12 protein-coding genes are annotated in these 13,830 nt (G+C 41.3%); 4 read left to right on the forward strand and 8 right to left on the reverse strand.

Annotated elements, in window-relative coordinates:
* Window positions 1–297: 297 nt before the first annotated feature.
* From KUL49_RS21080 to KUL49_RS05785, 6 genes are all read right to left on the reverse strand, one after another.
* Entirely contained in the window at window positions 298–579 is a 282-nt protein-coding gene (locus tag KUL49_RS21080; RefSeq protein WP_242633733.1) for a DMT family transporter, read from the reverse strand.
* Entirely contained in the window at window positions 579–1,115 is a 537-nt protein-coding gene (locus KUL49_RS21085) for a DMT family transporter (protein ID WP_242633734.1), read from the reverse strand. The genes KUL49_RS21080 and KUL49_RS21085 overlap by 1 nt, the downstream gene beginning before the upstream one ends.
* Window positions 1,116–1,239: 124 nt before the next feature.
* The gene (locus tag KUL49_RS05770; protein ID WP_131136616.1) at window positions 1,240–1,989 is read right to left on the reverse strand and encodes a FadR/GntR family transcriptional regulator; all 750 of its coding nucleotides are present in this window, start codon (window positions 1,987–1,989) and stop codon (window positions 1,240–1,242) included.
* A gap of 293 nt (window positions 1,990–2,282) precedes the next feature.
* A complete protein-coding gene (locus tag KUL49_RS05775; RefSeq protein WP_207308451.1) occupies window positions 2,283–2,918 on the reverse strand; it encodes a 2-dehydro-3-deoxy-6-phosphogalactonate aldolase in 636 nt (211 codons plus the stop codon).
* Complete coding sequence (locus KUL49_RS05780) at window positions 2,908–3,813, reverse strand: 2-dehydro-3-deoxygalactonokinase (protein WP_131136618.1); 906 nt, start codon at window positions 3,811–3,813, stop codon at window positions 2,908–2,910. The genes KUL49_RS05775 and KUL49_RS05780 overlap by 11 nt, the downstream gene beginning before the upstream one ends.
* Window positions 3,814–3,818: 5 nt before the next feature.
* Window positions 3,819–5,420: an MFS transporter gene (locus KUL49_RS05785; protein WP_242633735.1), complete on the reverse strand. Its 1,602-nt coding sequence runs from the start codon at window positions 5,418–5,420 to the stop codon at window positions 3,819–3,821.
* A gap of 393 nt (window positions 5,421–5,813) precedes the next feature.
* Here KUL49_RS05785 and KUL49_RS05790 point away from each other — a divergent pair, with 393 nt between their 5' ends.
* Entirely contained in the window at window positions 5,814–6,791 is a 978-nt protein-coding gene (locus KUL49_RS05790) for a LacI family DNA-binding transcriptional regulator (protein WP_165477878.1), read from the forward strand.
* A gap of 77 nt (window positions 6,792–6,868) precedes the next feature.
* Here KUL49_RS05790 and KUL49_RS05795 read toward each other — a convergent pair whose 3' ends face one another.
* The gene (locus KUL49_RS05795; protein WP_131136621.1) at window positions 6,869–7,741 is read right to left on the reverse strand and encodes a metallophosphoesterase; all 873 of its coding nucleotides are present in this window, start codon (window positions 7,739–7,741) and stop codon (window positions 6,869–6,871) included.
* A 99-nt stretch (window positions 7,742–7,840) separates the two neighbouring features.
* The gene (locus KUL49_RS05800) at window positions 7,841–8,857 is read right to left on the reverse strand and encodes a hypothetical protein (protein ID WP_131136622.1); all 1,017 of its coding nucleotides are present in this window, start codon (window positions 8,855–8,857) and stop codon (window positions 7,841–7,843) included.
* Between the two features lie 353 nt (window positions 8,858–9,210).
* On the opposite strand from KUL49_RS05800, the gene KUL49_RS05805 reads away from it, so the two are divergent.
* From KUL49_RS05805 to KUL49_RS05815, 3 genes are all read left to right on the forward strand, one after another.
* Window positions 9,211–9,789, forward strand: a complete 579-nt coding sequence (locus KUL49_RS05805) for an RNA polymerase sigma factor (protein WP_131136623.1) — start codon at window positions 9,211–9,213, stop codon at window positions 9,787–9,789.
* Window positions 9,789–10,778, forward strand: a complete 990-nt coding sequence (locus KUL49_RS05810) for a FecR domain-containing protein (protein ID WP_131136624.1) — start codon at window positions 9,789–9,791, stop codon at window positions 10,776–10,778. The genes KUL49_RS05805 and KUL49_RS05810 overlap by 1 nt, the downstream gene beginning before the upstream one ends.
* Before the next feature lie 83 nt (window positions 10,779–10,861).
* Window positions 10,862–13,702 (forward strand): TonB-dependent receptor, encoded by a 2,841-nt coding sequence (locus KUL49_RS05815; RefSeq protein WP_131136625.1) that lies wholly within the window; start codon window positions 10,862–10,864, stop codon window positions 13,700–13,702.
* Window positions 13,703–13,830: the final 128 nt, after the last annotated feature.

Below are 13,830 nucleotides of genomic sequence, written 5' to 3' on the forward strand. Positions count from 1 at the left end.
TTCTCAGTCGGCTATAGGGTTTTGTAACAAAAGGCTTTCCTACTCTAGTGTTACTTCATAGGTTACCAATCTGATTGCTTCACTTTTGCGATAAAAAACAGGTGCTTTTCCAACCGGTGCATAAGCAATGACAATTAGTATAACGAATTTAAACATGCTATGTTTAAATGTAAAGCTCACTGTAACATTTGTTAACGAAAAGTTGTTTACTGGAAGGTTTTATACGATAGACAACATGATGTTGTTGATAGATTAAAATACGAATTACTCAAATAGCGGTAGTGTAATGGCAGTTCGTTAAGAGGTTTCCTTTTTCTTAATCAAAAAATAAGCTCCGCTCAGCACAATTAAAGTGCTACCTAAGATAGTTAGTAAATCTGGTCGCTCACCAAATACGGTAACACCTATCGCTAGTGCTACTAATAGTCGACTGTAGCGAAAAGGTGAAACAACTGACATCTCACCCGTACGCATAGCTAAAGTAAGAGCGTGATAAGCAACGACCCCTACGGTGACCGCACCAAGCACTTGAACACTTGCGGTGGTATCGAATTCAACGCTATTTCCATTATAGAGCATTAAAAATACACCAGAGGGTATAAGAACAAAAAACCGTAAACACCCAACTGGATATTAGATATTGCAGAAGATACCGCCCTTGTGGCGAGATCACGCCCCGCAAATCCCAAGGTAGCAACAATTGCAAATAGAGACAGCGCGTCAAAATCACTCAAACTCGGCTTAATTATTAACAGAACGCCTCCAAAACCGATACTTATAGCAATCCATCTCTTTAACCCAACTTTTTCATTGAAAAAGATAGCAGCACCTAATGCTACCACGAGTGGGGTTGCTTGTAAGATAGCTGATGCACTAGACAAAGTGGTGTGTGTTATTGCAAAAGCGAAACTAATCCGACCTATAATTTCACAAACAGCCCGTATCAAGATAGGTTTTGACAGTATAGCTGGAACCAGGATGCCCTGCCCCATCTTTAGTGCCATTAGGCAAAACAGTAGCGTGCCGCCTATACCAAACAGCGCCAAAACAAACCCTAGGGGCATTACCTCAGCTGCCGCTTTTATAAACATGTCTTCGAAACCAAAGGCTGTCATGGCGAATACCATAAATAAAGAGCCCTTTGCATTGTCGGACATAAAGACCTTTTAAATAAGCAGTAAAAGAATGTAAGGAAGCCAGTGACTGCTATAGCAGGCACTGACTAAAATAAGAATGTATTTATTGTTGTCTGAAGTTATCGCCAAAGGCTTCTTTGAGCCTTCTAATAGCATCATTAAGAAGTTTTGCTGTAAGTGTCTCAGCTCCCACACCATCTCCATTCGCTATCATTTCATAAACGTCTCGATGAAATTTAACGGAGTCGCTATTTTTTCGCGGATCTTGATTGGTTATACGAACACTGACTAGAAGTGCAGAGTAAATCATACCTTCCATAGAGGTCAAAAATTCATTGTGTGCTGCCCGCAATACGGCTTGGTGGAATAAAGCATCGGCAACAATAAACTTTTCTAGCGAGCCCGACTCTTGCTCCATACGAATAACAGCATCTTCGATTTCTTTAAGTGCTTCAGGATCAGCACGTTCTGCAGCCCAACGCGCAGCCTTAGGCTCAAACGCTAACCTTACATCCATCAATTGACTAATGAAGTGTTCATTAGGTGGTGCTGTGATATGCCAGGCAAGCACATCATCATCTAACAATATCCACTCGCTACGGGGACGAACTTTAGTACCTATACCCCGTCTGACATCCAGAAGCCCTTTACCGACCAGAATCTTTACCGCGTCACGAATAACTACACGGCTAACCTGATAGCGCTCTGCTAAAGAGTTTTCCTCTTCTAACAAGGTGCCTGGCTCTAGTGAGCCAGCGACGATACGACGGCCAATTTCTTTCGCCACTTGCACAGACAAGCTTGGCGTCATTTTGGCAGCACGTTTTAAGTCGTAATAAACTAATTCATTCATTTAATCGAATCCGATTACATTAAACATATGATAATTTAAATCATAACACCTTTAGACGGATCACGCTATCCGGCTGGGTTCTTTAAGTCATCAGATGAGTATGAGCCAGCTTATATTGGTAGGCCAATAGACCAGTATACTTACCGCCGCTACTCTAGACCTCTACAATATGATGCGTATATTTACTCAACATTATATTAAACTGCCGAAAACACCAAGCCTATTATCGTAACTCACTGTAGTAAATATGCGCTGGCGAAAGGAAACGTAATTAAGCCGAGAGCAAGCTGGCCTTATTCGCCTATTACTGCTTTATATGTTTTAACAAACGCGTCTGCTTTCTCACTTATTTCATCTAAAGACATAGAAGGCTTGTAGAGCTGCGAACCTAACCCAAAACCTTTAGCCCCCTTGTTCAAATAGGGAGTCATTGATTCTGAAGTGGCGTCAATACCGCCCACGGGAAACAACGCAATATCTGGTGGTAACACACTTTTCATAGCGCTCATCCCCCCTACGCCCACCATAGAGATTGGGAATAGCTTTAAATTGGTTGCGCCTGCATGCACCGCGTTGAATGCTTCTGTAGGAGTTACTACACCAGGATAGGCAACACACCCCGCATCGACAGCTGTTTTAATAACATCTACATTGCAGTTCGGCGTTACCACAAGGTTCGCTCCCGTTTCTAAAACTTGTTCAGCCAAATCTAATCTGGTTACTGTACCTGCGCCCAATTCGAAGTTCTTGGTACCATACTCTTTTACGAGCAAACGTATGCTCTCCAGCGCATTAGGACTATTCAAAGGAACCTCTATTTTGGTAAACCCTGCTGTTACTAGTACGCTAGCGACATCCAGGATTGTCTGAGGTGTTACGCCCCGCAAAATAGCTATGAGAGGTAGTTCAGCGCGCTTATCACTGCTCATTTTCAATCTCCTTGATAATTCTTGCGATACCATTTAAAAAACAGGTGTTCCCAGAAAACGTGTACGTCTCTATTTGTAATTCTTTGGCAGCTAACTCATAGCGAGCACACAATGCTTCACCGCCGACTAAATAGATATTTCTGTGCGTTGAACTGTGTAATTCATTACCAATTAAAATTCCAGACAGGTAATCCGCCACCTCGTGATCGGCGAGTTCACCAAATAACCTGAGCGCTCGGGCAGAAAAAATATCGTTAAGCAATGCGCCGTTTGCCGTCCGCTTAACTCCCTTTAGAAAGGCATTTTCATCAACAATTTCCTGAGCCGGCAAAGGGGGTTTAACCGATGAATAATGACTTAGCAATGCGAAAAGTTCGCCTGTAAAATAAGTCGAAAAGCTCGAAATGGCTCCGCTTTTAATATCGACATGTTTACTATGTGTACCTGGCAGTACAATATGCATATTGTCTGAATCAGTTATTAGAGGTAATCCAAACACCTGAACCTCCTCACCACGCATAACGTCGCAATAAAGTTCAGCCGACCTATAACTTACTCCAGGTAAAATTCTAGCCCGCGCTCCCCAGGGTAGTTCAAAACACACTGCGCTATGCGCAACATCAGAAACAGATGCGGGTGCTGCAACATAAGGCACTTCTTTCCATCCCGACGCAGAGCCAACCATCCCTGCCATTAGCACTGGGATATGTTGATAACTCGATGCCATGGCTTTTAATTTAGGCTCTAATGCTTCAGCGAATTTACCGTCTTTTATTTGTAGAAGGCCCATAGGCGCCTCTATGGTATCAACTAATACACCTTTGCTATCTAATCCAAAAAGCCGGAAGTTACTTGTGCCCCAGTCGACAACAAACGTGGATATGTCGTTATCCATAATAATTACTTAGCCCCCAACGCGTTTTGATTAGTTAGCTCAAGTTCTAGTGCCTCTATGGTTTTTCCCTTTGTCTCAGGTAAATAAAGATACATAACTATTAACCCAAATAGCCCGATACCGGCGTAGAGTAAAAATATGTTTGCTACGCCCATGTTGTCTAACTGCCATGGGAAGAACTGCTGAATTGACCACGATGAAACAGTTTGAATGAGTGCGGCGAAAGGAAGCGCTACACTGCGTACTTTATTTGGGAATATCTCAGAGAACATCACCCACATTATCGGCCCTATCGATAAGTTAAATGCAGCAAGAAACGCAAAAATACCGAACAAGACCAGTGGTGCATTAACACCGATGATCGTTTTTTCGATGATTGCGCCACTTACCAATGGCAGTGTCTTTTTATCGAAGTGTTTTGACAGTTCAGTTTTCAACTCCACATCACTATCGAAACTTTTACCAGCAAATGGCGCTAACGAGGTTACGGCCAGCGCATTTTGCTCAAAATGGGTTGTTAGCTCTGCCATAGCAGCTTCATTAAATTCGTAGCTCGCTTGCTTAAATCCTAAGAAGGTAGAACCGTGAGCAACCACTACGAGTAAAAGACCCGCTATGGTGAGTGTCCTTCTACCAAGCTTTTCGACAAACCCAATAGCAACAAGGGTTGCCGCAAGCCCTACTGCTCCTGTAGAAATAGTTTGCATGAAAGTATCTTCGACGCTCATACCGATTTGCTCAAACACCATAGGCGCAAAAAACAGCACTGCATTCATACCTGTTGCTCCTTGAACGAAAGCGTATGCAACAGCGATAAACACAACGAAACGCAGCCCTGGGCTAAACAACGTTTTAAGTTGCGAAAAGGTGTCTAGTTCACTATTGTTGGTAAGTGAGCGCTTAACGTCTTCTAAAAGAACCGCGGCTTTTTCACCAGAATCAATAATGTCAAAAACAAACAAAGCTTCCTTATCTCTTCCCTTTTTAGCCAGCCATCGAGGCGATTCAGGAATACACAAGATAAGGGCAATCCAAATCGCGTTGGCGATCAGTTCGGCGCCCAGCATAACGCGCCAAATATTGTCGTTGGTTAACCAAGTGGAAGTAGAAAGCGATTTAACAAGAAAATAGTTAATCACAAAGGCACATAGCAACCCGAGACCAATCATGAACTGATTTATTGATACAAACTTGCCTCGCTGGTGGGCAGGCGCAATTTCTCCAATGTACATGGCAGAAACCGTGATTGATGCGAACGCCACACCGCCTATAAAGCGGCCCATAAGAAGCATTTCGTAACTTACCGCAAATGCAGACAATAGAGATGATAGGGAGTACGTAAAACCGATAGCGAGCAATACTCTTGCTCTTCCAAACTTTTCACACAGAGAACCTGTAAAGAAGAGCGCCAGAATAACCCCAAGAAGTGCACAGCCTACGAGCGTACCTTGTTGAATCGAGTCCAGTTCAAACTCTGCGCTTACAAACCTAAGCGCCCCTGATATATTTGCTGCATCTAACCCGAATACGAAGCCACCGAATGCGGCGACGAGGGCGAAAAAAGAAACATTCGCGCTCGATGAGCTAAATCTAATGGGTAATCTCACAACTTCCTCAACTAACATATCCTATTAATGCAAACATATTATGTTTAATGAAAGATTTCTGCAACCTAAATATAAACGTTTTGTTAACGTTTTCTTTTTATAACTCAGCGTGACGTTACGAATAATGTCAATTCAATCGAGTACACCTCATACATTGCTTATATTAAAGAATGGGGCGTCTGGTGTAATCAAAGAATCGTCTTTAACATTTCCACAAAACATTATATATTTTATAACATATTATGTTTAAACTCGGATAAATACGATTTTTATATCAATGTAAATGGACAAAATGCTAGCGCTGAATTTTGTTTCATTAGCGCTCGTTGAATAATTGGATATGCCATTTTTGCGCTCTTTTAAATGGTTGGTGCTTTTGAAAGGTATAAGTTTATGATCACCCAGCCTGTAACTATCAAAGACATAGCGAAACTAGCAAATGTTTCTATCGCGACAGTTTCGCGGGTTATCAATGAAAATGGAAAAGTAAAAGGCGCGACTAAAACTAAAATTCAACAGTTAATAGATAGTTTGAATTTTAAACCGAATACGTATGCTAGAGATCTTGTAAAAAATCGCTCTTCATCAATAGGTATCATTTATCCCCACTTCTCGTTTGACTGTCATGAGTTCAACGGTTTAAGTCAAGCCAATACAGGTACCCCACTCCCACCTTACTTGGCACAAACAGCGCACTCAGAGGAAGAAGAAAAAGCGCGAATTGAAGAACTAGATGCACTTGGATGCCCCGGTATTGTGTTGTGCCACTCTAGATGCTCTGCGCAAACGCTTAATCGCTGGGTGAAAAAATTGCCCTATCTTTACTGTATTGACCGTCAATTGACTTCGTCGTCCTTCCAGCGCGTTAACTTTGATCATTTAGAAGCCGGTGTACTCCAAGCGAGAGAAGCGCTGAAAAATGGCGGACGCTTCGGGATAGTTGTCTACTCAGCAACGTTCAATCATGCCAGCGCTCAGCGCTTTTCTGGGATCATTGGAACACTTAGCAATTATAAAGGGCCGTTGGAAGTTGAAACCTTGTCTTTAACAAAGTGTGACATAGACAGTGCTTTCGATTTAGTTAAGGAAAATGATGCTTTATTCAGAAGGGCTGACTTCATCATTGCTGAAAACGACTTTGCAGCCTATGGTGTTATCAATGCACTTAAAACAATGGGGCTCAGAATTCCCTACGAGACTACAGTAGTTGGCTTTGGTAATCATATGATATCAACCTTAAGCTACCCAAAGCTAACCACCGTACAATATCCATTTAACCAAATGTTGAACGAAATCGTGTATCGAATAGAAAAAGGCAAAGCACGTACTCGTAATTTCCGCCCAACATTAGTGAAACGACAATCTAGCTAACTACGCCATGTTAAATTTGGTCGCCTTTTTCAAATTTATTTCTTTGTATAAGAAAACTACGTTTAGGCATATGCGTCTTAGAGTGCCAACTTCATACTGCGCTGTTTACCCACTCCGATGACTTCAATAAAAGAATCGGAAAGCGTTACAAAACTAAAAGCGGTTCGCTCGGTATCTAACATAGCGCTGAATGTTATGAAGTGAACGCCATTTTTATAGGCATAATCTCCCTCGTGATTGTGTCCGTTAAACCAAGCTTTTACGTTAGGAAACTTCGTTATCACTTCCATGACTTGCTGGTGATTCCATAACAAGTGTCTGTCGAATGGAAAAATTGGGAAGTGACTAAGAATGATGACGTTTTCTTTGTTATGGTCAGCTTCGGTCAAAACTGCAACAAGCCATTCAAGCTGCTTTTCTCCAAGACCACCATTCCAATGTGGAAGGTCAGAATACTTTTCACTGATCAGCTTCTGAGAAAGCGCATGTTGTTTGCTACCTCGTGGCCAGCCATAATGACTTATATCATTACCGTCAACTACAACAAATCGCCATTCGCCAATCACAAAATCGTAATAACGAGAAGGCAAGCCTAATGCTTTGGGAACTTCACGCTTATACTTATCTTCAACCGAAAAGTCATGATTACCGAGCACATGATAAAACGGAATTGAACTTTGTTTAGTGACAGAATTTAACGACTGTAGGTTGCTGAAACCTTCATCAATGAAGTCACCTAAATGAAATGCTGCAACGGCTTCGCTATTATTTATTTGTTGCACAGCGCTGTCTAACTTTGACAAACAACTTCTGTAAAGACGAGTTCCAGCGGGTTCTTTATCAGCAAATTGACAATCAGCAATGACCGCAACAGTAGTCACATCAGTGGCGAAACTCTTACAACAAGAAAAGAATAAAAGACAATATAAAATGAATAGAATGTTCTTCATGTTAATACCTTGGAATAGAGGGTGCCGGCGAATATTCAGCGCTTTTTTACGCCGCCGAAGCCCCCTAAAATGCTAAACTACAAAAATTGACCAACGTTACTAAAATGAAGCGCTGCACACTTTAACGCTAGTCTGCCAATCAAACCAATCTAAAGTGGCATATTGTGCTCCAAGCAGGGCGACTAAGCCTCCAGTGCTATCAACAAACAAACCTGCCGCACCATCGGCCCCTGCGCTAAAAGGCGTTGAAGTAGAGCCTAAAATGGCATTGGCAGCTAGAGGAGTATTTCTATAGATTTGAAAGCCTCCTTCTTTTGAAACTGACACCCTGAAAGCTTGTAAGATATTGTCTCCGTTGTTGGCACCGCAAATACCGTTGCCAGTGAATAAATGAATAACAAACCAGCTCCCTGACTTGTCTTTAGTTAGTATTGCGTTTTGACCGAGGCTTTTGCCACAGCCAGTGTCTAACGGCGACTGGTAATGGTTAATTAACGTAAACGCTTCTACATTCAAATGGCCTTCGTTGTGAGTACCTTGTTGAAACAGTGCTGAAGTGGTGCTTCTATAAGCAACTCCCTCGCCTCTATTCATATTATGCGTAATTAACCAAGTATCGGTGCTGTCTTGCATCAGCCATACATCCGTAATTTGATCGAGTTCGTTTTGCAATAGCGTTGCTATTTCACCTCTATATGAAGTGCTATCAAATGCATGGAATCTGACCTTTTTCTCATTTTCAGATGCAACGACGAGTATTCCAGCATCTCGGTTGATGGAAGAAGGCATCTTTAACCAAGCGATACCAGACGGGTGCTGCTCGGTAATTCTAATTTTTCTGTTAAGAGCAAGACGAACATTGTTTCTAGGTAGACCTAACCCGTCTATTTGACTGGCACTTCCCTTAAACACAAGAATTTGACCGTAATCACCATCGCCTGTCTCCGAATGGCTCATAAAAGTTAAAATACTTCCATCAGAAAAAACATGACTTTGCGTCAGTGATTGGTGGTGATCGTTAATTTCAAATGCATGATCACTTTCAGTATCAAGAGAAAAATTTTTGCAGCTTTGTCCCACCTCCTTTATTGCTTTGTCAACGTCTACATTAAGCATCTGAGCATGCGCAAAAAAAGGGGTTATATGCAATAAAACTAAAATCAAAAAAACATTCGGGCGAACATAGAGGGTTCCTTTTCAGATAGTGTGTTCATTAAAGTTGGTATGCTTGGCAGCAACCTATCTAATCAAACAAGTGGGACAACAAAATTTCTCAATGAAAAGGCATATTTCATAAAAGCTTCATACTCATCGCGCATAACCATAGCGACCTCTATTCAATTTACTTGCACATTACGCATTTCTCTCTGCCTTATTTCAGAAAGAAATATAACCTGACAATTTATTTGAAAAAAAAGGAATGAATATTTGTCTTGGAGTAAAACAAAGCAAGAAACAGGGCTGTTAACATGTTTTCCACTAGTATCGACAAGCTGATCTTCTTAAAACCTCAAAAAAAGAATAAGCAAAAGCGCACAAAAAGCTCGGAATTAATCAATGAACTTTACCTTTCACACGCTGCTAACTTAATGAAATACTTGCAAAAAAATTATGGGCTGGGCCCACCAGAACCCGAAGATGTTGTACAAAATGTATTTACCAAATTCAGTCAACTAGAGAATCTTACACAAATTGAAAACCCTAAAGCCTACATTTATAAAATGGCTGTGAACTATACACTTAATGAACTTGAACGAGTTAAGCGAGTACAACGCTTTATTTGTGAAAAAACGTCAATTGAAGAAAGAGAATTTGACCTTTTAAGTCCGGAGAAAATTACTGAGAACAGAAAAGAGCTTATGGCGCTAAATAATGCGGTAGAGAGACTGCCAAGTAAGCAAAGAGAAATTTTCATCCGCAGTCGGATTCTTGGACATACCTATAAACAAATTTCCAATGATTTGAACTATAGTCTTGCTGATATATCTAGGCAACTTTGCGCGGCGCTCTTTACTTTACAGCAAGCTCAAACAGAAGGAGAGCAGTAATGCAAGTTGACTATTCTCAGACACCCACAACTATCGAACTTATAGCAACCGAGTGGTTTGTAAAATTAAACAGTAATGAGTTGGACGTAGACGGCAAACATGAACTTGAAGTCTGGTTGAACGCTTCTGAAACCCATCGTGTAGCATTTGAAAAGGTGGCTTTACTATGGCAAGACACAGGTAACTGCGACTCACTTATTTTTAATAAAACTACGCTCACCGACGGCCATAAAACGAAAAACGTTAGCTTTTTCTATACAACTCTGTCTGCCGCAGCCATGCTGATAGTGTGTTTTTTATCATTTGTAGACTTCCCTTTTGATAGTGGTAAAAATCACACCTACCGAATATCGTCTACTTTTGAAGGTAACAAAACTCTGCCGCTTGCGGATGGTTCTGTGGTGACCTTGAGTGGCAATAGCCAACTTGATGTCGACTTCACTTCCAATCAGAGAAATATAGTTCTACTTAGTGGCACCGCGCATTTTCAAGTTAGCCCAGATAAAACAAGGCCTTTTACAGTCTATTCGAAAGGCATTTACACACGAGCGGTAGGCACAGCATTCCAGGTGAAAATGGACGATGACATTCAGATTTCAGTTACTGAGGGGACGGTCGCAGTAGGAGATACACACCAAGAAATACAGCGCTTTATCAAAATCTCTAATGGAAAACAGATAAACGTTGAACTTGCCGGCAGAACAATGTCAGAAATATCAACTTTCGATGAAAAAACAGCATTGAGCTGGATCAACGGTAGATTCATTTACGAAGATGCACCGCTAAACGAAATCATTTCTGATTTAAATAGGTATCGTGAGAAAAAGCTTTACGTGGGAAATAGCGTGTCAACAAAAATAAAAATAGATGCGTCATTCGACATTCAAAATATCGATTCCTTTCTAAATGGGCTAGCAATTTCACATAATATCTACACTCAAGAAACGGCAGATAGAACCGTTCTTGTTCAACAACCAGGCCGTGAATAGACATTCTTCGTCTTACACATACCTGTCATAAACTAATGTTAGCGTAGCGAATTCAAGTATTTTCGCCTCGCTAACAATGGATTATGCTGCGTTTAGTTCTCTTTTTAACTTTATCGGCCTTCGCTTTGCATCTTCACGGTGCGCAAAACAATAACGACAGCAAGATCTTTGACCTAAACATCGAAGAACAGTCTTTAAAAAGCGCTCTCTATCAACTAGCTCAGCAGGCTGATTTCTCACTAATTGCTGACGCAAACATCATTCCTAATATTGATTCAGAAGCGTTGAAGGGAATGTTTACTATTAACCATGCTCTTAATCAAATACTACAAAACACCAATATACATGCAAAGATAGAAAGCAGCACTGTAATACTGCTACCAAAACATCCTTTGAAACGGAAACACAATGTAAAATTAACGCAAGATAAAGGTCCTTTAACAAACCCAACTGGTCATATCATCGTTCGTGGCTACAGAGATAGCTTACTTGCTTCACAGTCTCAAAAACGCAATAGCATTGTGCAGAAAGACACGATCTTTTCGGAAGATATCGCGGACTTTCCGGAACGAAACTTAGGCGATGCAATCCAGCGACTTCCCGGCATAGTGGCAGAGCGTGATAACGGAGAAACACGGCAGCTCGGCCTTCGAGGGTTAGGCCCCAACTTCGTAAAAGTCAAAGTCAACGGCATCGCGTCCCTTGCGACGTTTAACTCAGTATTTGACCATCGAGGCTCTGCCACTCGCTCTCGCAATTTTGACTTCAATATTTTTTCAGCGGATTTGTTTAGTAAAATAGACGTGAGCAAAACATACTCAGCGTTAGAAGATGAAGGCGGCGTTGCCGGTACCATTAACTTATCTACGCCGCGTCCCTTTGACTATGACGGTGAGCATGAAGCTTTTAACTTACAAACGACGTTCAATTCGATATCTCGTGAACTGTTGCCAAAAGTATCATTTCTAGCAACGACAAGAACTGAACGTTTTGGCGCCCTATTTTCAGCAGCTTATAGTGAAAGTAACAACATAGAAACGGGCTTCAGAGATTGGGGTTGGCGAGAGAGTTACATTGACGGAGCGGGGGTTGTAATTGCACCATCCGTATCCTCGCTTACTCATGTTGAAAGAAATCAACGCAAGTTCGGTGCGACCTCTTCCCTACAGTGGAGGAATAAAAGCAATGGAGAGATAAATCTTAATGCCATTTTTTCATCATTGAACAGTGACGATACTGAGTTTAACTTAGTACACCAAAATGAAACGGACCTTATAGATTTCAACATCGACAATTACAATACCTTAGATTACGCAGAGTACCGTTCATCTAATGTAAGAAGCGAATCGAAGTTATCTAACGCAAATGTTAAATTTCTAAGTGCTACACTCGACGCTAGCGATACTTTGTTTGACAATATGCGCGTGACCGCGCTTTTGGGGTTGTCACAATCTACCTTTGAAAGCCCTTTACACGATAAGGTCTTTCTTCAAGCATCTAATATAGGTTATCGTGTCGACTATCGAAACTCAGCGACACTCCCACGCATTGAACACGATGTACCGTTGACCAACTCATCTGTTTGGGCGCTACATAGAGTTGATGTACGTGAAGACTTACAAACTAACCGTTCTCAGGAATTCAAACTTTCATTTGACTGGTTGCTTAATGAAAAAAACGATATCACTTTTGGCTATCAAGGCAGACGCTTTTCTTCAGACGGATATGAGCGAAGAGATGATATAAGAAATTTAAATACACGTAACCTTGCTTTTAACAGTAGCATTCACTCGCATCCAAACAGCACTGATTTTCTTGTTGCCAATGTTGATGAAACATTTACTCACGTTCTGGACCATTCATTTCACGGGCGTCTATCTAACCAAATTTTTTCTCGGCAGCTTACGGCACAAACAAACAGACTAGGTACCGCTTTTTCCGTCGATGAACGCACTCACGCATCTTTCTTAGCCCACAGCTACAACGGACCATTATTTCGTTCTGAAGCTGGTGTGAGGTTCGTTCATCTGAAAAGTGTTCAAGCAAGCTTAGAAGACCAAGCAAAAACACAAGCGGTGGATAACACCTTCACCATTTTTCTGCCTACTATCAATCTTGCTTGGGATATATCCGATACCGTCACGCTAAGAACTAGTTTTAGTCGTAATTTATCGCTACCAACAATCGATGATTTACGTATTACTACCAACGTTAGCGTTCCCGATAATCGTATTATTAAAGGTAACCCTTCACTTCGCCCCTTTGTTGCAGACACTGTCGATATGGCTAGTGAATTTTATTTTTCAAATAATAATTTTTTGGGCATTGCGCTTTTTTATAAGTCAATGGACTCTTACATCACTGAACAAACCCAACTTTTGCCTTTTGACCAACTTGGACTGCCGGCACATTTACTAACCGAAGATCGGGAAGGCGAACTTTTTGCCCTTTCTCAACCAGTAAATGGCGAAGGTGGTGTTATAAAAGGTGCTGAAGTTTCATTGAAATACGAATTTTTACACCAAACCGGCATCCTGACTAACTACACCTATTCCCACGGTGAAACGTCGTACCTCGTTGATAACGAAACTATCCGTGCTCCCTTGTTAAACTTGTCAAAACATACTGCGAACGTGACGCTCTATACTGAACAAACATATCTTGGAGGGCGAGTAGCTTTTCAATACAGAGATGGCTACTTAACTCAGACAGATAACGTCAACCAGTTTAACGGCATTGATCAGCAGCTAATCATAGACGCTGGATTCTATGTCAATGTAACCGCTTCGTGTAAAATTTCATTCGATATTCTGAATCTAACAAACTCCCCTATTGATCTGTTTTCAAGCCCTACAGCAAAGCGGCAATTGGTGTATACACAATCGGGAACAACCTATCTTCTAGGCGTTCACTTTACAATCTGATATGGCGTACTTTACACGCCGCTTTCAAATGGTATTTGACTGAGCACGTTTATGAATCTCCAGCTTTTATGAAACTTTTATGATCGTTGCGCTTAGTGTGAAAACTACGTTTACGAGGTTTGTCTTGT

This window comes from Alteromonas sp. KUL17 (assembly GCF_006538305.1).
GTDB classification, from domain to species: Bacteria; Pseudomonadota; Gammaproteobacteria; order Enterobacterales; family Alteromonadaceae; genus Alteromonas; species Alteromonas macleodii.